Below are 25,561 nucleotides of genomic sequence, written 5' to 3'. Positions count from 1 at the left end.
CCTAGGACCCGGTGGCCTCCAGCAGCGCCGTCACCCGGTCGGACACCTCGCGAGCCGTGAACGGCTTAACCAGGTAGTCGCTGGCCCCCGCCTCGAACCCCACGGCGACGTCCGCCTCGGTGCGCCGCGCGGTGAGCAGCAGCACCGGCACCCGCGTGGTCGCCGGGTCGGCCCGCAGCCGCCGGGTGACCTCGAGGCCGTCGAGCTCGCCCGGCATGCCGACGTCGAGCATCACGAGGTCCGGCACCCGCTCGGCGCAGGCAGCCAGTGCCGCGGCGCCGGACCGCACGACGACGACGTCGTGGCCGAGCCGGTGCAGCACCAGCTCGAGCAGGTCGCCCAGGCCGGGCTCGTCGTCAGCGACCACGACGTGGCTCATGGCGCCTCCCGAGCGCGCTCGAGGTCGCCGACCAGGCGGACCGCCTGGTCGACGAAGGTCGACATCTGGTCGAGGTACGGCGGCGGGTCGGCCTCCATCTGGGCGAGGTCGACGGCGAGCCGCAGCCCCGTCAACGCGTTGCTGAGGTCGTGGACCGTGTCGGCGGCGGCGGCCGCGCCCGGCGCGCCCGTCCCGGGTGCGCCGGATCCCTCCGTCGCCACCCAGCGGTAGCCGACGCCGCTCTCGGTGCGGATGTAGAGCGGGTCCGCGGCCGGGTCGCCGATCTTGGCGCGCAGCGAGCGGATGTGGGTGCGCAGCGCCTGGCGGGTCTCGTCGCCGTAGCTCGTGGACCAGCCCTCGGCCAGCAGCCGGTGGTGGGTGAGCAGGGCTCCCGGGTTGGCGAGGAAGGCGACGAGCAGCCGCCACTCGGTCGGCGTCAGGAGCACCTCCTGCCCGGCGACGCGCACCGTCCGACCGGCGAGATCGACCACCAGGTCGCCGTACCGGCGCTGCGTCGTGTCGTCCGCGCCGCCCGCCGAGCGACGCTGGAGCGCACGGAGCCGGGCCCGCAGCTCGGCGAGCCCGAACGGCTTGCCCAGGAAGTCGTCGGCGCCGGCGTCCAGGGCGGCGACCCTGCTGTCCTCGTCGCTGGCACCGGAGAGCACCAGGATCGGGTGCGCGAACCACGGCCGCACCCGGCGCACCACCTCGGTGCCGTCGATGTCGGGGAGGTGCAGGTCGAGGATCAACAGGTCGGGCCGGCTGGTCGCGACGAGGTCGACGCCGGCGACCCCGCTGCCGGCGAGGAGCACCTCGTCGCCGTCGCGCTCCAGCGCGGTGCGGATGGCGTGACCGATCTGCGGTTCGTCGTCGACCACCAGGACCCGGGTCACGCGGCCCACCCTAGGCCGCCGACCGGCCGATCTTCACAACTTCTGCACGACTCTCACCACCGCCTTCACGCGCGCCTCATCAGCGACTCCGCAGACTCCTCGGTAACACTTCGGCGGCTACCCAAGGAGCACGGTGGATCTCGGAACGACGCAACGCCCGCGAGGACTCGCTGACGACGACCTGACCGTGCGCGGGCTCGTCGACCAGCTGATGCACCGGGTGCCGTCGTCCATCGACCGGGCCCACCTGGAGCGGGTCGGCCGGCGTGCCGCGCTCGACTACCGGAGTGCGACCGACGCGGACGGCGCGTACGCCGAGGCGGTGCTGACCGTCGTCGTACGGAGCGCGCTCGCCGACGAGCTCACGCGTCTCCACGGCACCGACGTGGACGTGCCCGCCCCCGCCCTGCCACCCCGGTTCGCGAGGGTGACGGCGCTGGTCGTGGGGCTGCCCGACCTGGAGCGCAGCGTGGTCGAGGGCTTCTTCATCGAGAACCGCTCGGTCGTCGACCTCGCCGACGACCTGCACCTCACGCCCGCGGAGCTCGCCGAGGTCCGCGACACGGCCCTCCAGCTGCTGCTCCGCGCCTCCGCGGCCGCCTGACCTACTCGGACGCGACCGCCATGGTGGCGCCGAGGCCGATCATCATCACGCCGCCGGCGACCCCGAGCTTGTCGAGGCGCTGCGGGCGGCGGGCGAACCAGTCGCGCGCCCGGCTCGCCGCCAGGGCCCAGACCGAGTCGGACGCCACGCACATCGAGCCGAAGACCAGGCCGAGCAGGGCGAGCTGGGCGCCGGTGTGGCCGGCGGGCTCGTTGACGAACTGCGGCAGGAAGGCCACGAAGAAGACGATCGTCTTCGGGTTGGTGAGGCCGACGGTGAAGCCGATCCGCAGCGACCGCAGCGAGGAGACCCGCGCGACCGTGAGGTGGTCGACGGCGCCGAGCGCGGCGCGGGCGTCGGCGCGGTGCCGGATCGCCTGGATGCCCAGCCACACGACGTACGCCGCGCCGGCGATCTTCAGCACCGTGTAGGCCTCGGTGCTGGCCGCCACGACGGCGCCGAGCCCGATGGCAACCAGGAAGACCTGGGTGGTGACGCCGAGCGCGTTGCCCAGCACCGAGAGCAGCGCGTCGCGGCGGCCGACGGTGAGGGCGCGGCCGATCGTGAAGAGCAGGCTCGGGCCAGGCACCTGGATGAAGAGGGCGCTGGCCACCACGAAGGCGAGCCACTGGTTGGTCGTCGGCACGGCGCCATTGTGCGGCCCGCGGCGACCCGCATGCACACTGTTTCGCGTGACGAGCGACCTCGACGAGCTGCGGGTCCTGGCGCGGGCCTGCCTCGACGCCGACGGCGGCCTGCCGCTGCTGACCGACGACGGCATGCTCCGGGCGCGGCTGGCGTCCGGGAAGACCCTCGACATCCGCGACGGCGACGGAGTCCTGGTGGCGAGCGCGAACGTGGTCGTCGGCACCGACGCCGCGGCGACCAGCGGCCTCGTGCACCCCGGCCACCGGGGCCGCGGACACGGGCGCAACCTGGTCGCGTGGGCACGGGCCGAGGCCGGCGACCGCCCGCTCGTCGTCACCTGCGAGAACGTCTCGCCGGCCGCCGAGCGGCTCTACGCCCGGGCCGGCCTCGAGCGGGTCTTCGCCGAGGACGTGCTGCGCCACGACCTCGCGACGGTGCCCCACGTCCCGCTCCCCGACGGTGTCACCGTCGTTCCCGTCACGGACGCGTCGCGCGACGACCTCTTCGCGGCGTACGTCGGCTCCTTCGCCGACCGCCCCGGCTTCCCCGACCCGAGCCGCGACGAGTGGCTCGAGGAGCTCGAGGAGGACGACGAGTGGCGCCGCGACGTGTCCGCCGTGGTGCTGGACGCCGACGGCGGGCCGGTCGCGTTCCTCAACGTGCTCGGCAGCTGGGTCGACCAGGTCGGGGTCGTGCCCGCCTGGCGCGGCCGGCGGCTCGGGGCGCACCTGGTCACCCGCGCCCTCGGTGCGCTGGCCGCCGAGGACGCCGGTCCCGCGTGGCTGACCGTCAACCTCGACAACCCGGCCGGTGCGCTCTACCGGAGCCTCGGGTTCGTGCGCCACGGGACCCGCGGACGGTGGGCCTGAGCAGACCCTGGGGTCGGTGACTGAACCGACGCGACCCGGGGGAGGATGGCGCCATGGGCGCCGGACACTCGCACGGGTCGCACCGTGCGGGCCGGGACGCCGAGCTCGAGGTGCCGCGCGGGCCGCGCCTGCTGCTCCTCGGCGCGCTGGCGCTGGCCGGCATCGCGGCGGTCGTCGGGCTCCTCGTGCTCTGGCCCGACTCGGCACGGGTCGACGAGCTCGCCGAGGACGCCTCGTTCGCGGCGCCCGGGGTCACGTTCCCGACCGCCACCGTGGACACCGTCGGCGCCCCGTGCACGGCCGAGCAGATCGGCTCCGACAGCGACTGCGGCCGCATCGAGGTCACCATCGACGACGGAGCCGGGCGGGGAGACCGGGCGACCGTCCAGGTCTCGCCGCAGGTCGTCGACTCGGGCCTCACGCCGGGCGACCAGGTGCGGCTCCAGCGCATCCCGGGCGGCCAGGGCGCGGACGCGACGTACTCCTACTTCGGCACCGAGCGCACCCGCCCGCTGCTCATCCTGCTGGCGGTCTTCGTCGGGCTGGTGCTGCTGGTCGCCCGCTGGCGGGGGTTCTTCGCGCTCGTCGGGCTGGCGTTCACCGGTGTCGTCATCTGGCGCTTCGTGCTGCCGGCGCTGCTCACCGGCGCCTCCGGCGTCGCCGTCGGGCTGACGGCCGCGGCACTGATCATGTTCGTCGTCCTCTACACGACCCACGGCTTCTCGCTGCGCACCAGCGCGGCCCTGGCCGGCACGCTCGCCGGCGTCCTGGTCATCGCCGGCATCGGTGTGGTGGCGACGGGCGCCACCCGCCTGACCGGCATCGCCGACGAGCAGGCCGGCATCCTGTCCGCGCTCGTCGGCGACCTCAGCTTCCACGAGCTCTTCGCGTGCGCTGCGCTCATCGCCGGGCTCGGCGTCCTCAACGACGTCACGATCACCCAGTCGTCGGCGGTGTGGGAGCTCCGCGCCGCGTCGCCCGCCATGAGCCGCGCGCGGCTCTTCGCCAGCGGCATGCGGATCGGTCGCGACCACATCGCCTCGACGATCTACACGATCGTCTTCGCGTACGCCGGCACAGCGCTCGCCGTGCTGCTCATCCTCCGGCTCTACGGCCTGCCGTGGGACGTCCTGCTCACCACCGAGGACATCACGGAGGAGGTCGTGCGGACCCTCGCCGGCAGCATCGGCCTGGTGCTCGCGGTCCCGCTGACGACGGCGATCGCGACGCTCGTGGTCGCCACGGCCCGACCCGCGCCTTCGGTGGTCGAGTAGCGAGCGCAGCGAGCGTATCGAGACCTTGTCGGAGTAAGCATAGCTTATGCTGACAAGCATGAGTCTGACCGAGCGCGAGCAGGAGATCGTCGCGCTGCTGCGCCGTGACCCGCTGATCGGCTCGGCCGCGCTGGCTCGCGAGCTCGGGACGACCCGGGCGGCCGTCAACGTGCACCTCTCCAACCTCGGCAAGAAGGGCGTCATCCTCGGTCGGGGCTACGTGCTCAGCGAGCAGCGGTACGTGGTCGTCGTCGGTGGCGCCAACATGGACGTGAAGGCGCGCAGCCGCCGGAGCGTCGTGGCGGCGACCAGCAACCCCGGGACGGCCGCGATGTCGGCCGGCGGCGTCGGGCGCAACATCGCCGAGAACCTCGCGCGCCTCGGCACCCGCACCCACCTGGTCGCCGCGATCGGCGCCGACGGCCTGGGCGACCAGGTGCTGGCCGCCACCTCCGGGGCGGGCGTCCACGTCGAGCAGGTACGCCGCTCCGCCCGCGCGACCGGCACCTACACGGCCGTGCTCGACGCCGACGGCGAGCTCGTCGTCGCCGTCGCCGACATGGCCGCGACCGACGAGCTGTCGACCGAGCACGTCCATGCCGCCCGCGACCTGATCGCCGCGGCCGCCCTGGTCGTGCTCGACGGCAACCTCGCCACCGAGACCCTGGCCTTCGCGCTCGACCTGGCCGGTGCCGCCGGCGTGCGCGTCGTGCTGGAGCCGGTCAGCGTCCCGAAGGCCGCGGCCCTCGCGCACCTGGTCGCCGCCGACCGGCCGATCCACGCGATCACCCCCAACCGCGACGAGCTCGCCGCCCTCACCGACCTCCCGACCCGCACGGCGCGACAGGTCGAGAAGGCCGCCCGCGCGCTGCACGACCGCGGTGTCGAGCTGGTCTGGGTGCGGCTCGGCGCGGGCGGCTCGCTGCTCAGCTCGGCGTCCGGCACCCAGGTCCTGGACGCCGTACCGGCCGACGTCGTCGACGTCACCGGCGCCGGCGACGCGATGCTCGCCGCCTTCTGCCACGCCCTGCTCGACGGGGCCGAGCCGCCCGACGCCGCGGCGTACGGCCACGCCGCGGCCGCGCTCACCATCGCCAGCCCCCATACCGTCCGTCCCGACCTCACCGACCGACTCGTCAGGAGCACCACCGCATGAGCACCCCCCACCCGGCACTCCAGATCGCTCCCGAGGTCGCCGATGCGCTCGCCGCCGGCCGCCCGGTCGTGGCGCTGGAGAGCACGATCATCAGCCACGGCATGCCCTACCCGCAGAACGTCGCGATGGCGACCGAGGTCGAGGGCATCGTGCGCGAGCACGGCGCCGTGCCGGCCACCATCGCGATCCTCGACGGCCGCCTGTGCATCGGCCTCTCGCCCGACCAGCTCGAGCTGCTGGCTAGCGACGGCAACGTCACCAAGGTCAGCGTCCGCGACCTGCCGTACGTCGTCGCGCGCGGCCGGCACGGCGCGACGACCGTCGCCGCGACCATGCGCCTCGCGGCGATGGCCGGCATCCGGGTCTTCGTGACCGGCGGCCTCGGCGGCGTGCACCGCGGCGCCCAGCAGACCTTCGACGTCAGCGCCGACCTCACCGAGCTCGGCCAGACCTCGGTCGCCGTCGTCTCCGCCGGCGTGAAGTCGATCCTCGACATCGGCCTCACCCTCGAGACCCTCGAGACGCTGGGCGTGCCGGTGCTCGGCTTCGGCAGCGACGAGTTCCCGTCCTTCTACTCGCGCTCGAGCGGTCACGCGGCCCCGATGCGCGTCGACACCGCCGCCGAGGTCGCCGCGGTGATGCGCGCCAAGTGGGACCTCGGGCTCGACGGCGGCATCGTGATCGCCAACCCGATCCCGGTCGAGGACGAGATCCCGGCCGAGGAGATCGGCGCGATCATCGAGCAGGCGCTCGCCGACATGGACGCCCTCGGCATCCACGGCAAGGACGCGACGCCGTACCTCCTGGGCCGCATCGTCGAGATCACCGGCGGCACCTCGCTGACCGCCAACATCGCGCTGGTGCGGCACAACGCCCGCCTCGGCGCGGCGATCGCGGGAGCGTATGCCGGCCAGTAGCCCGCCGTCGGGACTTCGCACGACCCTTCCGGGGAGGTCACCGACCGTTCACCCGCCGCGGCCAGCGTGAAGGACATGCGAGTCGCGATCGTGACCGAGTCCTTCCTGCCTCAGGTGAACGGCGTCTCCAACACGGTGCGGCACGTCGTCGACGAGCTCGTCGACTCCCACCACGAGGTGCTGGTCGTCGCGCCCGGACCCGGGCCGGCCCAGTACGAGGGGGTGCCGGTCGTGCGGGTCCGCTCGGTCGGCATGCCCGGCTACCGGTCCTTCCCGATCGGGCTGCCCGACGCCGCCGTGGGGCACAGCCTCGACCGTTTCGGTCCCGACCTGGTGCACCTCGCGTCCCCGATCGCGCTCGGCGTGGTCGGGCTGCGCGCCGCGCGCCGGCTCGGGATCCCGACGGTCGCGGTCTACCAGACCGACATCGCCGGCTTCGCCCGGCAGTACGGCCTGCGCGCCGACCTGGTGGTCGACCGCTGGGTCGGTCGGTTGCACCGCCGCGTGGACCGCACCCTGGTGCCGTCGACCGCCTCGAAGGACCAGCTCGCGGCCATGGGTGTCCGCGACCTGCACCTGTGGCGCCGTGGCATCAACCTGGACCTCTTCGACCCGAGCCGGCGCAGCCGGTTCCTTCACCAGCGCTGGACCGACGGCTCGCGCCTCGCGGTCGGGTACGTCGGCCGCCTGGCCCACGAGAAGCAGATCCACCGGCTGGCGGTGGTCGCCAACCTGCCCGGCGTCCAGCTCGTGGTGATCGGCGACGGTCCCGCCCGTGAGGAGCTCCAGCGCCAGCTGCCGGGTGCCGTCTTCACCGGCATGCTGCGCGGCGACGACCTCGCGGCGGCGTACGCCTCGCTCGACGTCTTCGTGCACACCGGCGACCACGAGACCTTCTGCCAGACGGTCCAGGAGGCCCAGGCCAGCGGCGTCCCGGTGGTCGCCCCTGCCGCCGGGGGCCCGCTCGACCTCGTCGACCACGGGCGCACCGGCCTGCTCTTCGACCCGACCGACCTCGGCTCGCTGCGCGGCAGCATCGCGACGCTGCTCGCCTCGCCGGGGCTGCGGCACGACCTGGCGGCCGAGGCGCGCGCGGCGGTGTCGGGCCGGACCTGGTCCGGCGTCGTCGGCGAGCTCGTCGACGAGCACTACCGCGCGGTGCTGGCCGGCACCGCGGCCGCGGCCTGAGCGACCGATGCGGATCGCGCAGCTCGCGAACTTCGTCGGACCCACCTCCGGAGGCATGAAGCACGCCGTCGACGCTCTGGGCGCCGGGTACGTCGCCTCCGGTGCCGAGCGGCTCCTCGTCATCCCGGGCTCCCGCGACGCGCGGGTCAGCACCGCGCACGGTGACGTGGTCCAGCTCCGGGCCCCGCGCGTGGGCGGGGGCTACCGCCTGCTCGTCGAGCCGTGGCGGGTGATCGAGGCGCTCGAGGAGTTCGGGCCCACCTCGGTCGAGGTCTCCGACAAGACGACCCTACTGCCGGTGGCCGGCTGGGCCCGGCGCAACGGCGTGCGCTCGGTCCTCTTCTCCCACGAGCGCCTCGACGCGATGCTCGCGCTGCGCACCCGGCGCACGACGACCTCGGTCGTCTCGATCGGTGCGCTCAACCGGATCCTGGTCCGGCGCTTCGACGCCATCGTCGTGACGTCGCGCTACGCCCTGGGTGAGTTCGCCACCCCGGCGACCCGGGTCGGCACGCCGATCCACCGGGTGCCGCTCGGGGTGGACACCGACACGTTCCACCCGGCCGGCCCGGCGCACGACGCCGACGTGCTGCGTCTCGTGCACCTCGGCCGGCTCTCCCGCGAGAAGAGCCCGCACCTGGCGGTCGCGACCGCGGTCGAGCTGCACCGCCGCGGCGTACCCCTGCGCATGGACGTGTACGGCGACGGGCCGCACCGCGGCGAGCTCGAGCAGCTCGCCGGGACCGCGCCCGTCTTCTTCCACGGCCACGTCGCGAGCCGTGAGCACCTGGCGGCGCGCGTCGCCCGGGCCGACGTCGCCCTCTCGGTCTGCCCGGCCGAGACGTTCGGCCTCGCCGTGCTCGAGGCGCTGGCCTCGGGCACCCCTGTCGTCACGGCCGACGTCGGCGGCGCCCGTGAGCTCGTCGACGGCTCCAGCGGCGACTGGGCCGCACCGAACGCGTCCGCCCTGGCCGACGCCGTGCTGCGGGTCGCGGACCGGCCGCGAGCGCTCACCCGCGCCGGCGCGCGACGCCGGGCCGAGCTGTTCCCGTGGTCACGGACGGTCGACGCGATGCTCGCCGTTCACGCGGCCAGCGACGACCTCGACCGCCGGGCGTGCCCCGCCTGAGCGATCCGCAGCCGGATCGCGGTCATCACGACCAGGATCGCGACCACCAGGATCTCGGTGGGTGCACCGCGCAGGCTGGAGTCGAGCGGCGCGACGATTCCGAGCAGCAGCGCGGCGTCCCGCAGCGCCTCGTCGCCGGGCCTGCCCCAGCGGTAGGACGCGAGGAACGGCAGCGACCACAGCAGGTACCACCCGTGCACGGCCGGGCTGAGCAGCACCACCGCGAGGGTCAGCAGGCCCATCGAGCGCACGACGTCGGACTGGTCGCCGGTGCGGCCGCGCAGCGCCATCCAGACGGCGATCCCGATGGCGACCAGGAGACCCAGCGTCCGGACGACGCTCAGTGCATGGTCCTCCACGGGGCCGATGCCGGCGATCCGCCCGAACCTGCCGAGCTGGGCGCCGACCTGGGTGCTGATCGACAGCGGCGTGCGCACGATCCCGGGGGTGTCGAGGGCGTGGATCCAACCGATCCCGACGCCGATGACGACGCCGGTCCCGACGAGCACGCCGACCGCGACGGCGCCGACCGAGGTCAGCCGGCGCAGCCGCGGCGCGAGCGCAGCCATCGTCGGCAGCGACACCAGGGCAACGCCGATGGCGACCACGCCGCCGGGCAGCTTCACCGCGGCCGCGGCGCCGGCGAGGGCGGCACCGAGGACCCAGGGCCGGTCGAACGCGATGGCGACCGCCGCCGCCATCAGGCCGGCCATCACCAGGTCGTTGTGGACGCCGCCGATCCCGTGCACGACCGTGAGCGGGCAGGCCAGCACCAGCGCTGACGCGCGGGCCACGTCCTGCCCGGTCCGGGCGGCGAGCCTGGGCACCGCCCACGCGAGCAGCAGCAGCCCGACGACCCCGAGCAGCCGGTAGCCGATCACCATCAGCCACGGGTTGTCGGAGATGCCGGCGACCATCGAGCCCCAGGCCAGCGGCACCGGCCCGTACGGCGTCGGCGTGTTCATCCAGAGCGGGTCGACGCCCTCGCGGATCTGGCCGTCGAAGATGCTCGGCGTCCAGATGTACGGCGAGAGGCCGATGTGGGTCAGGGCGCCCTGGGCGGCATAGCTCCAGCCGTCCCGGCTGAACATCGGCGGCGCGAGGAGGAGCGGCAGGCTCCACGCCGCGGTGGCCTTGTGCACGAGACGCAGGCGCAGCGCCGTCGCGCCTCCCTGGAGGGATCCGTGGTCGGGGTTGATCTCCGCCAGCAGTCGCAGCCACGCCGAGCCGAGCATCGCCAGTCCGCCGACCACGACCACGAGCCCGGTCATCCGGCCGGCCTGCGACTCGCGCAGGGTCTCGAGCACCGGGGCGGTGGCGACCGGGCTCGTCCACGGGAGCACCTGGGTGACCAGCCCGCCGACCAGGACCAGTGTCGAGCCGATGGCTCCCCGAAGGATCACGGAGCACACCGTAGGAAGGGCGTCGGCCCGGGACCCGACGTCCGGTTGAACGACGCGCCAAGACTGCGTGTCGACCTGCCCCGGGCGTACACCCGCTGCTCACCCGACGTCCCACCGCGCGTGACCGTCCGGTCCGATCGCGCTGTTGCCGTAGGGGCATGGACCTCCGCTGGCGCCGTGTCCTCGGCTCGTTCGCGGCCGGAGCCGTCCTCACGTTGGTCGCGCTGGTCGCGGCCGTGACGACGCTCAAGGCCCAGGCCCGGATCGCCCGCCGGGTGATCGGCAAGCCGCTCGGCGAGGAGGCGCTCGCCGCCGACCGCGTCTACAAGAAGAAGTACGGCGACCCGATCGACCTCGTGCTGCTCGGCGACTCGATCGCCGCAGGCCTCGGGGCGGACGACCCGAAGAACACCCTGGGCGGCGAGCTCGCCCGCCGGCTCACCAAGGCGACCCGGCGGGCCGTGCGGCTGCACACCGCGGCCGTCGTCGGCGCCGAGAGCTCGGACCTCGCCGCCCAGCTCGCCTCCCTGCCCCCGGCGTACGTGCCGCACGTGGCGGTGATCGTGGTCGGCGGCAACGACATCACCCACCGGGTCCGGCTCGCGGAGTCGCGCCGCCACCTCGCCGACGCGGTCCGGGCCCTGCGGGACGGGGGCACCGGCGTGGTCGTCGGCACCTGCCCCGACCTGGGCGCGCTCCAGCCGCTGCCGCAGCCGCTCCGCTCCCTGGGCGCTCGGGCCTCGCGCCAGCTGGCCGCCGTGCAGCGCGACGCGACGACCGAGCTCGGCGGCCACGCGGTCTCGCTCGCGGACGTGGTCGGGCCGTTCTTCATCACCCAGCCCGACGAGATGTTCGCGCTGGACCGCTTCCACCCCTCCGGCGCGGGCTACCGCCGCACCGCCAAGGCGATGCTGCCGAGCGTGCTCGCGGCGCTGGGCTACTCGCGGGGGTACGCCGACAGCGTGCCGTTCGGGCACCACCCGCCGATCCCCGAAAAAAGTTCGCAACCTGATGCAACCGGCCACCCGGCCCGGGCGTAGACCCCTCGCAACCGGATCCGTCGTACGACGACTGAGGCACCTCAGAATTCGTTGAGCGCGGCGTATCTGACCGCGATATCGGGACTCCTCCCGATGTCTGGGCGGCGCCTCATCGGGGAGCGTGAGCTGCCCAGGCCCCCCGCACCGACCAGAAGGCAGTCATGAACCCCCTCAGCGTGAACCCCGCGATCGCCCTCGACCACGCCCTGCGCACCGGTCCCGACGCGACAGCGCCGCGCCGTCGTCGCGCCCGTCGCGCCGGTCGGGCCGTGCACGCCGCGCGCACCGCCCGGGTGGCGCTGGAGCGCGCCGGCCTCTGATCTGCTGGACAAATTCTCGAATCTGTCTCACGATGCGCGGGTGTACCGCCCCAGCTCCGCCGCGACCTGGGCCAGCCCGTGGCAGATGTACGCCGACCTGCGCGACCACGACCCGGTCCACCACGTCGAGCGGTCCGGCGGTCGCGACTACTACGTGCTGAGCCGGCACGCCGACGTGCTCGCGGCGGCGGTCGACACGACGACGTACTCCTCGGCGCAGGGCCTGACGGTCGAGTACGACGAGCTCGAGACCGCCGGCCTCGCCGACAACCGGCCGCTGGTGATGATGGACCCGCCGGACCACACGGCGTTCCGCAAGCTGGTCGCCCGCGGCTTCACGCCGCGGCAGGTCACCACCCTCGAGCCGCAGGTGCGGGCCTTCGTCGTCGAGCGCCTCGAGCGGCTCCGCGCGGACGGCGGCGGGGACGTCGTCGAGACGCTCTTCAAGCCGCTGCCGAGCATGGTGGTCGCGCACTACCTCGGGGTCCCGGAGGGCGAGCGCGACCGCTTCGACGCCTGGACGAACGCGATCGTCTCGGCCAGCTCCGCCGGCACCATCGGCGCTGCTGCCAGCGCGGTCGCCGAGATGATGGGCTACTTCGCCGAGCTCGTGGAGCGGCGCCGTACCGAGCCCGGCGACGACACCGTCTCCCACCTCGTGGCCGCCGGCGTCGCCGGGGAGGGCACCCGTGACGACGCGGGCATCCTCTCGATCCTGAGCTACGTCTTCACGGTTGTCACCGGCGGCAACGACACGACCACCGGCCTGCTCGGTGGCGCGGTCCAGCTCCTCGAGACGGACCGCGACCAGCGCCGGCTGCTGCTCGACGACCCGGCCCTGGTGCCCGACGCCGTGGAGGAGCTGCTCCGGCTGACCTCGCCGGTCCAGGGCCTGGCGCGCACCACGACCCGCGACGTCGAGGTCGGCGGCAGGGTCATCCCGGTGGGGCGCCGGGTGCTGCTCCTGTACGGCGCCGCCAACCGCGACCCGCGCCGCTACGGCCCCGACGCCGACGACCTCGACGTACGCCGCCGGCCCGGTCAGCTGCTCACCTTCAGCCAGGGCAGCCACCACTGCCTGGGCGCCGCCGCGGCGCGGCTGCAGGCCCGGGTCGCGCTCGGCGAGCTCCTCGCGCGGTGCCCGGACTTCGCCGTCGACCTCGAGGCCGTGACCTGGGCGCCAGGCCCCTACGTACGCCGCCCGACGAAGGTCCCCGTGCGCGTCGTAGGGTGACCGGATCATGAAGATCGACCAGGCGGAACGCATCCTCGACGCGGCCGCCGAGCTCTTCGCCGACCACGGCGTCAACGCGGTCGGGATGGGCGAGATCGCCCGCGCGGCAGGGTGCTCGCGGGCCACGGTCTACCGCTACTTCGAGGACCGGCACGCCCTCCACCTCGCGTTCGTGCGCCGCGAGGCCCGGCGCATCGGCGTACGGGTCTCGGTGGAGACCGCGCCGCTGCGCGACCCGACCGACCGGCTCACCGGCGCGATCCTGACGGCCGTGCGCCTGGTCCGCGAGGCGCCCGCGCTGCTCGCGTGGTTCGGCTCGGCCGACGTCGCCACCACCGCCGCGCTCGCCCAGTCCGACGAGGTGATCGAGAGCCTCGGCTTCCGAGCCGTCGGCGACCACGAGACCGCCCAGTGGCTCGTGCGCGTCATCGTCTCGCTGCTGATCGTGCCGGGCCGCGACGACGCGGACGAGTGGGCGATGGTGCAGCGCTACGTCGCGCCGGTCATCCTCGACACCCGCTGATGCGGCAGCATGCACCCATGCAGTTCGTCGGCATCGACCTCGCGTGGGGCGACCGCCAGCCCACCGGGCTCGCGGTCCTCGACGAGGACGCCCAGCTGCTGCACGTCTCCGCGGTGCGCACCGACGAGGAGATCAAGGCCGCGCTCACGCCGTACGTCGAAGGGCCCTGCCTGGTCGCCGTCGACGCGCCGCTGGTCGTCGTCAACGCGACCGGCTCCCGCCCGGCCGAGCAGCAGCTGACCCGCGACTTCCGGCGGTTCGAGGCCGGCACGCACCCGTCCAACACCGGCAAGCCGGAGTTCGCCAACGGCACCCGCGGCGCCCGTGTCTGCAAGATGTTCGGCCTCGACATGGACCCGCGCTCGGGTCGCAAGCGCCGCGCGATCGAGGTCTACCCGCACCCCGCGACCGTGGTGCTCTTCGGGCTCGGCAAGACGCTGAAGTACAAGGCGAAGCCTGGCCGCAGCCTCGACCTGCTCCGCTCCGAGCTGCTCCTGCTGATGGACCACGTCGAGCGGATCGTCGTCACCAACCGCACCTGGGCCGAGCTGCGCACCCAGGTCCAGGGCGCGACCCGCAAGGTCGACCTCCGCCACGTCGAGGACCAGGTCGACGCCGTCGTCTGCGCGTACGTCGCGCTCTTCGCCGATCGGTGGCCCGAGCGGACCACGACGTACGGCGACCTCGAGCGCGGCTACATCGTCACGCCCACCCTGCCGGACGCGCACACCACGATCCGCGCCGCCGTCGAGGAGTACACCCGGCTGCACCCGTCGCGCATCGAGGCCGCCCACGAGTACGTCGCGCTGGTGACCGAGATCCTCGACGAGGCGGGCATCAACTACCTGACCGTGACCGGCCGGGCGAAGTCGATCGAGTCGTTCGCGGCGAAGGCCGGGCGCACCGTCGACGGCGTGCCCGTCTACGCCGACCCGCTGCGCGAGATCACCGACCAGGTCGGCGTCCGCGTGATCACCTACGTGCGCAGCGACGTCGCCGCCGTCGCTGAGGTGCTCGGCTCGCAGCTGACCGTCATCGACGACCGCGACCTCGGCCAGGAGACGGCGAGCGAGGGGCGGTTCGGCTACGCCAGCCGGCACCTCCAGGTGACCCGCAACGGTGGCCCGACCGCGCAGGTGCAGGTGCGCACCGTGCTCCAGCACGCGTGGGCGGAGTTCGAGCACGACATCCGCTACAAGGGCACCGTGCCCGAGGAGCACGCCCGCGACTTCGACCGCCGGTTCACGCTCGCCGCCGGGCTCCTCGAGCTCGCCGACCAGGAGTTCACGACCATCCGCGACCGGCTGCGCGGCGGCGCGGTCAACGAGCCCGAGATCGACGCCGAGGGCATCACGCCGCGCGAGCTGGCGGCGTACCTCGCCGGGCAGTACCCCGACGCCGAGTGGTCGCGCACCGACCACTACGCCTGGATCGCCGGCCTGCTGCCCGAGCTCGAGATCTCCACCCTCGCCGCGCTCGGCGACGTGCTCGCCGACGTCGACGCCGACCAGGTCACCGCGCGGATGGACTACCGCTACCCGCCCGGCGCCGTACGCCGCCTCGACGACGCCCTCCTCGCCGCCTTCGGCGACACCTACGTCGACCTGCCCGGCAACGCTCACCGCCAGCCGCTGCTCCGGACCCGGTTGGAGAGGATGCGCGGATGAGCGCGATCGAGGCGCCGGTGTCGAGCCGGATGCCGCCCTCGGCGTACGTGCTTGCCTGGCTCTGCCTCCTCGGCCAGCTGCCCAGCCTCGCGACCCGCGGGCTCAGTGACGGCGACGGCGTCTGGGTGCTGCTGTCAATGGTCCTGGGAGCGCTGGTGATCGCGTGGTTCTCGGCCGGGGTGCTGCGCGCTCGGATCGTCCGGCTGGTGGTGGTGTGGATCGTGCTCGTCCTCGGCGCCCTGCTGGTGGCGGTCGACGTCGTCCAGAATCCCCACACGAGCTGGTGGGACCTGCTCCTGCTTCTCGCCTCGATCGGCCAGGTCGCCGCACTCGGCACGTTCTGCTCCACGGACTACTTCCGGTGGCAGCGCGCCCAGCCGACCGCCGCCGGCCCCGACATCAGCACGCTGGTGGCGATCGCCGTGGTCGTCGGTCTGGTGGGTGGGATCACCGCGCCGGCCGAGCACAGCGACTCGCCGATCCAGCTCCGCATCGCGCTCTGACGATCACCCTCAGGGCCGGTACGGCGGCGCCACGCCCCAGCCCCACCGAGGCACGGGAGCGTGCTCGACGACCTCGGCGCCGGGCTGCGAGTTCTCCTGCGCGAGCCGGGTGCCCCACTCCAGGTAGCCCACGAGCGCGGCCCGGAACTCCGGGTCGGCGGGCAGCTCGGCGTCGTCCGCCGCGAGGCTCATCGTCGAGGCGAACCGGTGCCGCTGCTCGGCCGTGATCCCGAGGCCGCGGTGGTGGGCGAGCATCCGCTCGTAGCCGCCCAGCTCGTCGGTGTAGGTCGTCGGGCCGCCGAAGACCTCCGACCACCAGGCGGCCACGTGGGCCCGGTGCTCCTCGGTGACCCCGCCCGGGAAGAACCCGCTGAGCAGGTCGTCCCGCTCGACCCGGTCGTAGAAGCAGTCGATCAGGCGGCGCAGCGCACCCCCGCCGCCGGCCCACTCGTAGAGGGTCGGTTCGTCGCTCACCCGCTCGACGCTACCGTCGGAGCCATGACTCCAGCAGACGTCTTCATCGACTTCTTCGAGCGGATCCTCGAGAACGGCGTGGCCGCGGTCGACGGACTCACCGACGAGCAGCTCGCCCACCGTGTCAGCCCGGACGCCAACTCGATCGCGTGGCTGGTCTGGCACACCGCCCGGGTGCAGGACGCGCAGATCGCGCACGCGGCCGGCACGGAGGAGGTGTGGTTCACCCAGGGCTGGGTGGACCGCTTCGGGCTGGACATCGACCCCACCGACCACGGCTACGGCCACACCAGCGAGCAGGTCGGCAAGGTGCAGGCCCCCGCCGGGCTGCTCGCCGACTACCTGCGCGCCACGCACGACGCGACGGTCGGCTACCTGCGCACCGTCACCGAGGCCGACCTCGACGAGATCATCGACCGCCACTGGGACCCGCCGGTCACCCGCGGCGTCCGGCTGGTCAGCATCGCCGACGACGACGCCCAGCACGTCGGCCAGGCGGCGTACCTGCGCGGGCTCCTCGGCGCCTGACCGTCGGCCCTGCGCGGGTACGGCACACGGTGGTTGGGGTGCGAGCGGACCGAGCCTCGAAACCACCACAGCCCGCGGGTCGGTCTGTGCTTGCGCGCCGACAGGCTTCCTACACGGGTAAGGCCGGCGGTGGGCTCCGGCCGCTTCCCGGGCAGCGGGCCCGCCGAAAACTTTTGGAATCGACCGCGCGGAATTGCTCGCACATGCGTTCGAATCGTGGTAGGATCGAGCATGGCTCGACGCACCCGGACCCAGGACTCGCACCTCGCGGGCCTGCTGGATGCCGCGTCCGAGCAGACGATGATCGCGCGAATGGCAGAGGCCGCCCGATTCGAGCTCGCCGCTGCGTGGGCCGAAGCCCACCCGGCCCCTGTCGAGGACGCAGTGGTCGACGAGCTCGGTGACCTGGTGATGTTCGGTGACCAGCCGATCACCCTGGCCGGCGAAGGCGCGCCCGGGATGTCGGAGTTCGCGGTCGCGGAGTTCGCCGCCGCAGTCGGCATGTCCGCCTACCAGGGCCGCAACTTCCTCGGCGCCGCGCTGGAGACCAAGTACCGGCTCCCGCAGATCTGGGCCCGGACCATGTCAGGTGAGATCCCGGTGTGGAAGGTCCGCCGGGTCACCGACCGCACCCACCGACTCGACCCCACCGCCGCAGCCCATGTCGACCGGCAGTTGGCGCCCGTCCTCGCGACCTGCTCGTGGGCCAAAGTCGAGTCGGAGGTCGAGACCGCCGCCGCTGTGGCTGACCCCGAGCACGCCGAAGGCGAACGTCTCGACTGCTCCGCCCAGGCACACCTCGACATCGCGTTGACAGACGCCCACCTCAACCGGGGCCTCGTCCCCATCAGCGGGCTCCTCGAGTACACCGACGCCCTCGCCCTCGAGACACAGATCAAAGCAGGCGCCCACGCACTCCTGACCGAGCACCCCGAGCTCGACCTCGACATCCGCCGTGCGATGGCCGCCGGACAGCTCGGTGGCGATGCTGCTGTGCCGCGGGAGGTGGTGGTCTACGCCCACCACCAGTCCAACGACGCCCACGGCATCGTCGGTGTCGAGAGCGGTCACCTGCCGTACGCCACCATCGAGCAGCTCCACGAATGGTGCGCCACCAACGGCACGAAGGTGTCGATCCGGCCGGTGCTGGACCTGTCCGAGGAGATCAGCACCGACGCCTACGCGCCGACCGCCCGACAGCGAGAACAAGCGATCCTCACCACCCCGACCTGCGTGTTCCCGCACTGCAGCAAGACCGCCCGGGGTTGCGACCTCGACCACATCACCGCCTACAGCCAGGGCGGCAGAACCACGTCATGGAACCTCGCCCCGCTGTGCCGCTTCCACCACCGCGTGAAGACCTTCAGCGCGTGGACCTACCGGCGCACCTCCCGCACCGGCTTCGAGTGGACCTCCCCGAAGGGCCGGGTCCACCCCGTCGACTTCACCACCGAACACCGACGACGAACCCGCTGACCCCCACCCCACCGGCACCGTCGGTGGGGCCACAGTCATGTCCGGGACCCGATCACGCCGGTTCTGCTACGACCCGGGCCACGACGGTCGACCCGAGACCACCCGCAACCCGACCAGCCACTGGAAATCGCCCCCGCAACCACAGCGAATGGTGACCACGTTTCCCGTCTGTCGCGTGACCCACGGTGACTACGGCGGACCGCGGCGCTGGGTAGATCAGCACCGCTCGGTCGAGCCCACGAGCTCGCAGGAGGAGTCGTCGTGGTCGAGCAGGGCGCCCTTCGTGATGACGAGCCACGGGACAGCGAGGATCGGCGCGAGCACGAGCAGCGCGAGCAGCACGGCGCCGACGGTCCAGAGAGCTGTCCGTCGCCGCTCCCGGGCCACCCGCTCCTCGAGACCGGGGTCCGGTGCGGCCGGGAAGGGAGGCAGTCCAGGCCACGGCGTCATGCACCTGAGCATGGAGTGCGTCGGCGGCGCGCGCCATCAGCCGATCGGACCCGTCGGTGCGGGTCGACGAGTGTCAGGCGTCGGCGCCCTGCGCGGCCGGCACCACGCAGGCCGCGGTCACCGGGGCGCCCTCGCAGCAGGGGCGGATGTAGCCGCACCGATCACAGCGCGAGTGGGAGGTCTCCCACCGCATCGTCGCCCCGCAGCCGTCGCACTCCATCGCGTCCATGGGACGCGATCCTGCCACCGGCCGACTACGCGGAGGTGGAGGCGCGCGTTGCCTTCTCGAGCAGCTCGCGCAGGGCAGCGGCGTCGACCTCGGGGCCGTACGCCGGCTGGTCGCGGTCGAAGCGCCAGCCCTCGGCGAGCGGGCCGACGTCGACGACGTCGTACCCGATCCCGTCGGTCAGCGCGGCGACCGTGGCCTTCGCGGCGGCGTCGTCGCCGGCGAGGGGCAGCGCACGGCGACCGTCGGTGCCGGCCGGGACGCCCTGGGTCAGCAGGTGGTCGGCGCGGATCGCGTTGAACAGCTTCACGACGTACGACGTGGGCAGGTGCGCCTGGAGCGCTTCGCTCGGCGTCGAGCGGCCCTCGTCGATGTCGACGTCGTGGCCGTCGCGCTCCCAGTAGTAGTTGTTGGTGTCGATGACGACCTTGCCCGCGAGCGGCTCGACCGGGATCTTGTCGACGGCCAGGAACGGCACCGACACCACGACGACCTCGCCGGCCGCGGCGGCCTCGGCGGCGGTCGCGGCTCGGGCCGTCCCACCGATCTCCTGCACCAGGTCGGCGAGCGTCTCCGGCCCGCGCGAGTTGCTGATGACGACGTCGTGCCCCTGCGCCGCGAAGAGCTTCGCGAGGGTGCCGCCGATGTTGCCGCTGCCGATGATGCCGATGGTGGTCATGCAGGGTTCAACCACCACGCGGGTCGTGCTGTTCCGGTCACCAGGGGACGGGTTCGAAGTCCTTCAGGAAGTGCCCGTAGAGGTCCTCGCCGGCCTCGCCGCGCACGATCGGGTCGTAGACCCGGGCCGCGCCGTCGACCAGGTCGAGCGGCGCGTGCCACCCCTCGGCGGCGATCCGGAGCTTCTCCTGGTGCGGTCGCTCGTCGGTGATCCAGCCGGTGTCGACGGCGTTCATCAGGATCTGGTCGGTCTCGAACATCTCCGTCGCGCTGGTGCGGGTCAGCATGTTCAGCGACGCCTTGGCCATGTTGGTGTGCGGGTGCCCCGCGCCCTTGTAGCGACGGCCCCCGAACTGACCCTCCATCGCCGACACGTTGACGACGTACGTACGCCGCGCGGACGAGGCGCGCAGCGACGCGCGCAGGCGGGAGATCAGCAGGAACGGCGCGGTCGCGTTGCAGAGCTGTACCTCGAGCAGCTCCAGCGGGTCGACCTCGTCGACGGTCTGGGTCCACGAGTTCGTCGTCTGGAGGTCCGGCAGCAGCCCGCCGGCGTCGACGGCCGTGCCGGCGAGGTGGGCCTCGAGCGATGCGTTGCCGGCCTGCAGCGCGAGCGCCGTGATCGAGGCCGGCGTGTGCGCGGGCGTCTCGTGGTGGGCGACGGCGTGCTGCTTCAGCGTCCCGGCGATCGCGGCGGGGTGGGCGTCGCTGATCCGGTCGAAGCTGACGATCTCGGGCAGCGGCACGCCGGTCGGCAGCGGCGCCCGCTCGGCCTCGACGAGGGGCGCGTAGGAGCCCGGCGTACGACGCACCGTCTGGCAGGCGTTGTTGATGATGATGTCGAGCGGACCGTCGGCCGCCACCTCGTCGGCGAGCGAGATCACCTGGGTGGGGTCGCGCAGGTCGATGCCGACGATCTTGAGCCGGTCGATCCAGTCGGCGCTGTCCTCGAGCGCCGAGAAGCGGCGTACGGCGTCGTGCGGGAAGCGCGTGGTGATCGTGGTGTGTGCGCCGTCGCGGAGCAGCCGCAGCGCGATGTACATGCCGATCTTGGCGCGACCGCCGGTGAGCAGCGCGCGGCGCCCGGTGAGGTCGGTGCCCTGCCCGCGCTTGGCGTGCGACAGGGCCGCGCAGCTGGGGCAGAGGTAGTGGTAGAACGCGTCGACCAGCGTGTAGTCCTGCTTGCAGATGTAGCAGCCGCGCGGGTTGATCAGCTCGCCGGCGAAGGCGCCGGGGGCCGTCGAGACCAGCGGGATGCCGAGCGTCTCGTCGTCGATGCGCATCGGCGAACCGGTCGCCGTCGCCTCCGTGATCGCGCGGTCGTGGGCGAGCTCGGCCTGGCGCTTGCGGGTCCGCCGCTCGGCCTTGAGCGCCTTGTACATGTGCGAGGCCGCGCGCTTGACCGTCACCAGGTCCGGGTCGTCCTCGTCGAGGTCGTGCAGCTGGCCGAGCACGCGCACCGTCGTGGCCAGGTCGTCGGGGTCGATCACCGGTCGATTCACCCGGAGATGGTAGGTGTCCGGGTGATCCGGTAACGAATGAACGACGGCACCGCGATCGCGGCGATCGTCGTGCCGATCACCACCAGGACGCCGCCGCCGGCCGCGGCCGCCGCCGTACCCACCATCGCGGCGCTGGCTCCGTGCACGACGTCGGCGATCCGCGGACCTCCGGCGACGACCACGATGAAGATGCCCTGGAGCCGGCCGCGCACCGAGTCGTCGGCCGCGCTCTGCAGCATGCTGGTGCGGAACGCCGCCGACGCCATGTCGGCCGCACCGCCGATCACCAGCATCAGCAGGGCGACGACGAGGGCGGCGGTCTGCCAGTGCGACGCCAGTCCGACGGCCAGGCCGAAGCCGACCATCGCGAAGCCCCAGACCAGGATGCAGATGATCACGGCCCGGCCCTGGGCGTCGACGCGCGAGACCCAGCCCGAGAAGACGCCACCGATCACCGCGCCGGCCGGGATCGCGGCGAAGAGCAGCGCGAAGACGAGGCCGCCCTCGTCCGGGCCGCCGAAGGAGAGGTGCGCGATCTCCGGGAAGAGCGCCCGGGGCATGCCGAAGACCATCGCGATCAGGTCGACGACGAAGGACATCATCAGGACCGGGTGGCCGCGCAGATAGGTGAACCCCTCGATCACCGAGCGCAGGCCGGGCGTGCCCTTCGCGGCGTCCTCGACCGGCAGCCGCGGCAGCCGTACGACGGCGCTGAGCGTCGCGAAGAGCGTGATCGTGTCGATCAGGTAGAGCCACTCGAAGCCGAGCACCGGGATCAGCACGCCGGCCACGAGCGGGCCGCCGATCGCGCCGGCCTGGAAGATCGTCATGTTGAGCGAGTTCGCCGCAGGCAGCAGCTCGGGCGTCAGCAGCTTGGGCAGGATCGCGCTGCGGGTCGGCTGGTTGACCGCGAAGAACGCCTGCTGCACCGAGAAGAGCCCGAGCAGCAGCCAGACGTTCGAGTTCCCGGCGGCCGCCTGCAGCCAGAAGAGCGCGCTGGTGCCGATCAGGCCGCTGGTCGTGATGATCAGCATCGTGCGCCGGTCGAAGACGTCGGCGAGCGCGCCGCCCCAGAGCCCGAAGACCACCAGTGGCACCAGGCCGAAGAGACCCGTCAGCCCGACGTACGCCGAGGAGCCGGTGTCGGCGTAGATCTGGGCCGGCACCGCGACGACCGTCAGCTGGGCGCCGACGACGGTGATGATGTTGGCGAGCCAGAGCCGCCGGAAGTGCTCGTTGCTCAGAGGACGGGTGTCGGCCACCAGGCCCCTCAGTCTGCGCACGATCCCCCAACCTAGTCCGCGCTAGCGTCGGACCGTGACCGAGTCCGTGTGGGACTACCCACGCCCGCCCCGGGTCGAGCCCAGCGACGAGCTGGTCGAGGTCGAGCTCGGCGGTCGGGTCGTCGCCAGCACGCGTACGTCGTGGCGGGTCCTCGAGACGAGCCATCCCCCGACGTACTACCTGCCGCGCGCGGCGTTCGGCGCGGGCGTGCTGCGGCCGACCACCGGCCACAGCTGGTGCGAGTGGAAGGGTCAGGCGTCGTACGTCGACCTCGTCGCCGGCGATGCCGTCGCCGCCCGGGCCGGGTGGTTCTACGAGCTGCCGTCCCCGGGCTTCGAGGTGATCGCGGGCGCGGTCGCGGTGATGCCGGGGCTGGTCGACCGGTGCACGGTCGACGGCGAGGTCGTCGTGCCGCAGGCCGGGAGCTTCTACGGCGGCTGGATCACCAGCCGCCTGGTCGGGCCGTTCAAGGGCGGCCCCGGCACGACAGGATGGTGAGCGATGACTTCGCCCCACCCAGGAGGTCGGTACGAGCATGACTGAGCAGAAGGTGCAGGGACCGGCGTCGTACTTCCCGTCGATCGAGAAGAAGTACGGCAAGCCGATCGAGGAGTGGCAGGGCGTCGTGCGGTCGGCGCCGGGGTACGGCGCCGGCGCCAAGCACATGGAGCTCGTGGCGGTGCTCAAGGACGAGCACGGCATGGGTCACGGCCACGCCAACGCTGTGGTCGCCTACACGCTGGCCGAGGACAAGGCATGAGGCTGACGCTCGAGCTCGAGTCGACGGGCGGCAACACGGCGGGCTTCCGGATCCCCGACGAGGTCGTCGACGAGCTCGGGGCAGGTCGCCGGCCCAAGGTCGCGGCCACGGTGGGCGAGCACACCTGGCGCTCGTCGATCGCCCGGATGGGCGACGCCTTCTGGCTGGGCATGAGCAACGAGAACCGCGACCTCGCCGGCGTCGAGGCCGGTCAGGTCCTCGACCTCGACGTGGTCGTCGACGACGCCCCGCGGACCGTCGACCTCCCGGAGGAGCTGGCCCCGGTCGCGGACGCCTGGGCCCGGCTGTCCTACTCCAACCAGCGCCGGATCGCCGAGGGCATCGAGAGCGCCAAGAAGCCCGAGACGCGCGCCGCCCGCGTCGAGAAGGCGCTCGCCGAGCTCAGCTGATCCCGGCCGTCTTGTCGAGGCGCTGGAGCAGGTCGTGGGCGGCCAGCTCTACTTCCTTGTGTCGCCACTCCGCGGCGCGGTAGACGCACGCGATCAGCCCGGAGCGGTGCACCCGCCGCAGGTCGCCGCAGACGAACGCGTAGCGCGCCTTGGTCTCGTCGTTCGCGCCCTCGGTGAGGCCGAGGTGCCAGGCGGCGTACTCCCCCCAGGAGTGCCGCTCGAGGTAGGCGTTCTGGGCCTCGGCGTCGGGCTGGACGTCGCCCCAGTCGCTGTCGAGGACGTACTGCTTCTTGTCGATCAGCTCGCGCACGTGGGCGACGGCGTCGGGGTTGACCGCGTACGTCGCCATCGGCCGTGCCTCAGCAGGACCCGGACTCGGCGCGGCCGAGCAGGCGGTCGGCGAGCAGGTCGCACCACTGCCCCGACGCCGGGCCGCCGTTGGCGTAGCCGTCGGACTCCCCGGGGTGCTTGACCCACAGCGTGCCGTCGAACGGACCTTGGAAGACCAGGCGGGGCTTGGCCCCGAGCCGCGCCCAGGTGGGGTTGATGACGTCGCCGTTGACCGGGTTCGGGTTGCCGTTGCGCGACGTGTCGATGACGAAGTGCCGGCCCTTGACGCCGAGCTTGCGCAGCCCGCGGAGCAGCTCGCCGGCGTACGCCTTCTCGTCGGCGGTGCTGCGGAAGTTGGAGACGTTGGTGCTGAAGCCGCGGTCGTAGGCGATGCCGGCCTTCTTGAGCAGCGCGGCGCGGTTGTCGTAGGGCCGCCAGTCGGAGTGGCCGGCATCGAGGTAGACCCAGGCGCCGACCTTGCTCAGCAGGCGGGAGGCGTAGCGCAGCAGCCCGAGCCGACCACCGGCGTTCTGGCAGCGGGAGTCGCCGTAGAAGGGGATCGCGTCCGGTTCCAGCACGACCAGCGCGCGCTGGGCCTTGAGCCCGCGGCCGATCTGCTTGATCCACTGCTTGTACTGCTTCGCGCCGGGCAGGCCGCCGGACGAGTACATGCCGCAGTCGCGGTCCGGGATGCCGTAGATCGTGAGCATCGGCGTCTTCTTCGCCTTCACCGCCCGTGACGTGTACGCACGGACGACGCGGGCGACCTGGCCGGTCGGGTAGGCCTCCGGGATGATCCAGAGCGCCTGCGGGGTGCGGCCGATCGACCTGGCGTAGACCGCGTCCTGGTTGGCCGCCGGCATCAACGGGTCGACGAAGAGACCCTGGGTGGTGCGCGGGTCCTTCGGCTTCGCCGCGGCCGTCCCCGTCAGTCCCGCCGTCGTCAGGACGACGACGAGCAGGAGCACGAGGGCGCGCGATAGCCGAGGGAGCACCACCTCAGGGTACGTGCTCAGGGGACGGGCTGGTCGTCTTCGCGAGGACCGAAGATGCACAGGTCGTCCAGCTGGTCGGGCGACAGCGGCAGTCCCCATGCCTGCATCTGGGTGCGCGAGCGGCGCGAGAAGAGGGCCCGGAACAGCTCGTAGTCGTCCAGGTCCTCGGGCACCCCCGCCGTACCGAACTTCATCGGGGCCACGGCGGCGAGCACCGGCGCCCACATCTTCTCCGGGAGCACGCCGAGGCCGAGCGCCTCGTGCAGGTCGGCGTGGTGCACCGCCACGTCCCACACGATGGCCGGCCGTGGGTTGTCGACCGTCGACTCCGCGACCGCGTCGGCACGTGCGCGCATCTCCGCGGTCAGCTCGGCGGGGCTGAGCCCGCGCCGCTCCGCGACGTGGCGTGCGGTCCACTCCGGACCGGGCGCGCCGTCCATCCGGCCGGCCAGCGCATCGGCCGACCCGCCGGCGAGGTGGGCGATCACGTCGTGGACGGTCCAGTCCGGTGAGGCCGGCACGGTCGTCGCCAGCGCCGCGTCGTCGAGGTCGCCGACCAGGTGGGAGACGGCGTCGACGTTCGCGCGGTAGAGGTCGCCCCAGGCAGTGCTCTGTTCCGACATGCCCTTCACCGTAGGCAGTACGGCGATTTTCGGGAAGGGTGTCGTATCCGGGCGCGGTCGTTCGTGGAGTAGTCGACG

Annotated in this window: 31 protein-coding genes; 18 read left to right on the top strand and 13 right to left on the bottom strand. The window is 72.9% G+C overall.

Annotation, left to right across the window (positions count from 1 at the left end):
* Position 1: 1 nt before the first annotated feature.
* Together ACFPYL_RS00705 and ACFPYL_RS00700 are read right to left on the bottom strand one after the other, a co-directional pair.
* Positions 2–379 (bottom strand): response regulator transcription factor, encoded by a 378-nt coding sequence (locus ACFPYL_RS00705; RefSeq protein ID WP_379149347.1) that lies wholly within the window; start codon positions 377–379, stop codon positions 2–4.
* Positions 376–1,272 (bottom strand): response regulator, encoded by an 897-nt coding sequence (locus ACFPYL_RS00700; protein WP_379149345.1) that lies wholly within the window; start codon positions 1,270–1,272, stop codon positions 376–378. The genes ACFPYL_RS00705 and ACFPYL_RS00700 overlap by 4 nt, the downstream gene beginning before the upstream one ends.
* Before the next feature lie 133 nt (positions 1,273–1,405).
* On the opposite strand from ACFPYL_RS00700, the gene ACFPYL_RS00695 reads away from it, so the two are divergent.
* Positions 1,406–1,876, top strand: coding sequence for a hypothetical protein (locus ACFPYL_RS00695; RefSeq protein WP_379149343.1), 471 nt, complete (start codon positions 1,406–1,408; stop codon positions 1,874–1,876).
* A 1-nt stretch (position 1,877) separates the two neighbouring features.
* On the opposite strand, the gene ACFPYL_RS00690 is transcribed toward ACFPYL_RS00695, so the two are convergent.
* Positions 1,878–2,522, bottom strand: a complete 645-nt coding sequence (locus tag ACFPYL_RS00690; RefSeq protein ID WP_379149341.1) for a LysE family translocator — start codon at positions 2,520–2,522, stop codon at positions 1,878–1,880.
* Positions 2,523–2,568: 46 nt separating this feature from the next.
* On the opposite strand from ACFPYL_RS00690, the gene ACFPYL_RS00685 reads away from it, so the two are divergent.
* The 6 genes from ACFPYL_RS00685 to ACFPYL_RS00660 all read left to right on the top strand — a co-directional run bounded on the left by ACFPYL_RS00685 (position 2,569) and on the right by ACFPYL_RS00660 (position 9,057).
* Positions 2,569–3,393: a GNAT family N-acetyltransferase gene (locus ACFPYL_RS00685; protein ID WP_379149339.1), complete on the top strand. Its 825-nt coding sequence runs from the start codon at positions 2,569–2,571 to the stop codon at positions 3,391–3,393.
* 53 nt (positions 3,394–3,446) lie between these two features.
* On the top strand, positions 3,447–4,667 hold the full coding sequence (locus ACFPYL_RS00680) for a YibE/F family protein (protein WP_379149338.1): 1,221 nt from the start codon (positions 3,447–3,449) through the stop codon (positions 4,665–4,667).
* Positions 4,668–4,725: 58 nt separating this feature from the next.
* Positions 4,726–5,823 carry a carbohydrate kinase gene (locus ACFPYL_RS00675; protein ID WP_379149336.1) on the top strand — a complete coding sequence of 366 codons (1,098 nt, stop codon included), beginning with the start codon at positions 4,726–4,728 and terminating at the stop codon, positions 5,821–5,823.
* The gene (locus ACFPYL_RS00670; RefSeq protein WP_379149334.1) at positions 5,820–6,740 is read left to right on the top strand and encodes a pseudouridine-5'-phosphate glycosidase; all 921 of its coding nucleotides are present in this window, start codon (positions 5,820–5,822) and stop codon (positions 6,738–6,740) included. The genes ACFPYL_RS00675 and ACFPYL_RS00670 overlap by 4 nt, the downstream gene beginning before the upstream one ends.
* Positions 6,741–6,815: 75 nt before the next feature.
* Complete coding sequence (locus ACFPYL_RS00665; RefSeq protein ID WP_379149332.1) at positions 6,816–7,928, top strand: glycosyltransferase family 4 protein; 1,113 nt, start codon at positions 6,816–6,818, stop codon at positions 7,926–7,928.
* A 7-nt stretch (positions 7,929–7,935) separates the two neighbouring features.
* Positions 7,936–9,057 (top strand): glycosyltransferase, encoded by a 1,122-nt coding sequence (locus ACFPYL_RS00660; protein ID WP_379149330.1) that lies wholly within the window; start codon positions 7,936–7,938, stop codon positions 9,055–9,057.
* Here the strand turns inward: ACFPYL_RS00660 and mptB are convergent.
* Positions 9,012–10,460, bottom strand: coding sequence for a polyprenol phosphomannose-dependent alpha 1,6 mannosyltransferase MptB (mptB, locus tag ACFPYL_RS00655; protein WP_379149328.1), 1,449 nt, complete (start codon positions 10,458–10,460; stop codon positions 9,012–9,014). The genes ACFPYL_RS00660 and mptB overlap by 46 nt on opposite strands.
* Before the next feature lie 158 nt (positions 10,461–10,618).
* Between mptB and ACFPYL_RS00650 the strand changes: the two genes are divergently transcribed.
* The 6 genes from ACFPYL_RS00650 to ACFPYL_RS00625 all read left to right on the top strand — a co-directional run bounded on the left by ACFPYL_RS00650 (position 10,619) and on the right by ACFPYL_RS00625 (position 15,747).
* Positions 10,619–11,500 carry an SGNH/GDSL hydrolase family protein gene (locus ACFPYL_RS00650; RefSeq protein ID WP_379149326.1) on the top strand — a complete coding sequence of 294 codons (882 nt, stop codon included), beginning with the start codon at positions 10,619–10,621 and terminating at the stop codon, positions 11,498–11,500.
* A 161-nt stretch (positions 11,501–11,661) separates the two neighbouring features.
* Positions 11,662–11,820 carry a hypothetical protein gene (locus ACFPYL_RS00645; RefSeq protein ID WP_379149324.1) on the top strand — a complete coding sequence of 53 codons (159 nt, stop codon included), beginning with the start codon at positions 11,662–11,664 and terminating at the stop codon, positions 11,818–11,820.
* 40 nt (positions 11,821–11,860) lie between these two features.
* Positions 11,861–13,054: a cytochrome P450 gene (locus ACFPYL_RS00640; protein WP_379149322.1), complete on the top strand. Its 1,194-nt coding sequence runs from the start codon at positions 11,861–11,863 to the stop codon at positions 13,052–13,054.
* A gap of 7 nt (positions 13,055–13,061) precedes the next feature.
* Complete coding sequence (locus ACFPYL_RS00635) at positions 13,062–13,577, top strand: TetR/AcrR family transcriptional regulator (RefSeq protein WP_379149320.1); 516 nt, start codon at positions 13,062–13,064, stop codon at positions 13,575–13,577.
* A gap of 17 nt (positions 13,578–13,594) precedes the next feature.
* On the top strand, positions 13,595–15,244 hold the full coding sequence (locus ACFPYL_RS00630) for a DUF429 domain-containing protein (RefSeq protein WP_379149319.1): 1,650 nt from the start codon (positions 13,595–13,597) through the stop codon (positions 15,242–15,244).
* Entirely contained in the window at positions 15,241–15,747 is a 507-nt protein-coding gene (locus ACFPYL_RS00625) for a hypothetical protein (RefSeq protein WP_379149317.1), read from the top strand. The genes ACFPYL_RS00630 and ACFPYL_RS00625 overlap by 4 nt, the downstream gene beginning before the upstream one ends.
* Before the next feature lie 9 nt (positions 15,748–15,756).
* On the opposite strand, the gene ACFPYL_RS00620 is transcribed toward ACFPYL_RS00625, so the two are convergent.
* A complete protein-coding gene (locus ACFPYL_RS00620) occupies positions 15,757–16,221 on the bottom strand; it encodes a group II truncated hemoglobin (protein ID WP_379149315.1) in 465 nt (154 codons plus the stop codon).
* A gap of 24 nt (positions 16,222–16,245) precedes the next feature.
* On the opposite strand from ACFPYL_RS00620, the gene ACFPYL_RS00615 reads away from it, so the two are divergent.
* Together ACFPYL_RS00615 and ACFPYL_RS00610 are read left to right on the top strand one after the other, a co-directional pair.
* Positions 16,246–16,749 carry a mycothiol transferase gene (locus ACFPYL_RS00615; protein WP_379149313.1) on the top strand — a complete coding sequence of 168 codons (504 nt, stop codon included), beginning with the start codon at positions 16,246–16,248 and terminating at the stop codon, positions 16,747–16,749.
* 231 nt (positions 16,750–16,980) lie between these two features.
* A complete protein-coding gene (locus ACFPYL_RS00610) occupies positions 16,981–18,225 on the top strand; it encodes an HNH endonuclease signature motif containing protein (protein ID WP_379149311.1) in 1,245 nt (414 codons plus the stop codon).
* Positions 18,226–18,441: 216 nt separating this feature from the next.
* Here ACFPYL_RS00610 and ACFPYL_RS00605 read toward each other — a convergent pair whose 3' ends face one another.
* The 5 genes from ACFPYL_RS00605 to ACFPYL_RS00585 form a co-directional block, all read right to left on the bottom strand.
* Positions 18,442–18,675, bottom strand: coding sequence for a hypothetical protein (locus tag ACFPYL_RS00605; RefSeq protein WP_379149309.1), 234 nt, complete (start codon positions 18,673–18,675; stop codon positions 18,442–18,444).
* Between the two features lie 73 nt (positions 18,676–18,748).
* A complete protein-coding gene (locus ACFPYL_RS00600; RefSeq protein ID WP_379149307.1) occupies positions 18,749–18,904 on the bottom strand; it encodes a hypothetical protein in 156 nt (51 codons plus the stop codon).
* Positions 18,905–18,929: 25 nt separating this feature from the next.
* Entirely contained in the window at positions 18,930–19,580 is a 651-nt protein-coding gene (locus ACFPYL_RS00595) for an NADPH-dependent F420 reductase (protein ID WP_379149305.1), read from the bottom strand.
* Between the two features lie 37 nt (positions 19,581–19,617).
* On the bottom strand, positions 19,618–21,081 hold the full coding sequence (locus ACFPYL_RS00590) for an SDR family NAD(P)-dependent oxidoreductase (protein ID WP_379149303.1): 1,464 nt from the start codon (positions 21,079–21,081) through the stop codon (positions 19,618–19,620).
* On the bottom strand, positions 21,078–22,364 hold the full coding sequence (locus ACFPYL_RS00585) for an MFS transporter (RefSeq protein WP_379149301.1): 1,287 nt from the start codon (positions 22,362–22,364) through the stop codon (positions 21,078–21,080). The genes ACFPYL_RS00590 and ACFPYL_RS00585 overlap by 4 nt, the downstream gene beginning before the upstream one ends.
* A 34-nt stretch (positions 22,365–22,398) precedes the next feature.
* Here ACFPYL_RS00585 and ACFPYL_RS00580 point away from each other — a divergent pair, with 34 nt between their 5' ends.
* Genes ACFPYL_RS00580 through ACFPYL_RS00570 form a run of 3 tightly spaced genes read left to right on the top strand, consistent with a single transcriptional unit; the run spans position 22,399 to position 23,535 of the window.
* Positions 22,399–22,863, top strand: coding sequence for a DUF427 domain-containing protein (locus tag ACFPYL_RS00580; RefSeq protein WP_379149299.1), 465 nt, complete (start codon positions 22,399–22,401; stop codon positions 22,861–22,863).
* Between the two features lie 37 nt (positions 22,864–22,900).
* Positions 22,901–23,125 carry a DUF4287 domain-containing protein gene (locus ACFPYL_RS00575; RefSeq protein WP_379149298.1) on the top strand — a complete coding sequence of 75 codons (225 nt, stop codon included), beginning with the start codon at positions 22,901–22,903 and terminating at the stop codon, positions 23,123–23,125.
* Entirely contained in the window at positions 23,122–23,535 is a 414-nt protein-coding gene (locus ACFPYL_RS00570) for a YdeI/OmpD-associated family protein (protein WP_379149296.1), read from the top strand. The genes ACFPYL_RS00575 and ACFPYL_RS00570 overlap by 4 nt, the downstream gene beginning before the upstream one ends.
* Here the strand turns inward: ACFPYL_RS00570 and ACFPYL_RS00565 are convergent.
* The 3 genes from ACFPYL_RS00565 to ACFPYL_RS00555 are packed head-to-tail and all read right to left on the bottom strand — an operon-like array spanning position 23,528 to position 25,483.
* Entirely contained in the window at positions 23,528–23,884 is a 357-nt protein-coding gene (locus ACFPYL_RS00565; protein WP_379149294.1) for a hypothetical protein, read from the bottom strand. The two genes, ACFPYL_RS00570 and ACFPYL_RS00565, sit on opposite strands and share 8 nt — an antisense overlap.
* Positions 23,885–23,894: 10 nt before the next feature.
* The gene (locus ACFPYL_RS00560) at positions 23,895–24,860 is read right to left on the bottom strand and encodes a glycoside hydrolase family 6 protein (protein WP_379149292.1); all 966 of its coding nucleotides are present in this window, start codon (positions 24,858–24,860) and stop codon (positions 23,895–23,897) included.
* A 17-nt stretch (positions 24,861–24,877) separates the two neighbouring features.
* Entirely contained in the window at positions 24,878–25,483 is a 606-nt protein-coding gene (locus ACFPYL_RS00555; protein WP_379149290.1) for a maleylpyruvate isomerase family mycothiol-dependent enzyme, read from the bottom strand.
* Positions 25,484–25,561 lie beyond the last annotated feature (78 nt).

It is taken from the genome of Nocardioides hankookensis (assembly GCF_042658885.1).
Classification (GTDB): Bacteria; Actinomycetota; Actinomycetes; order Propionibacteriales; family Nocardioidaceae; genus Nocardioides; species Nocardioides hankookensis.
Note: the sequence above shows the minus strand (reverse complement) of the source record. Positions and strands in the feature narration are given on the sequence as shown.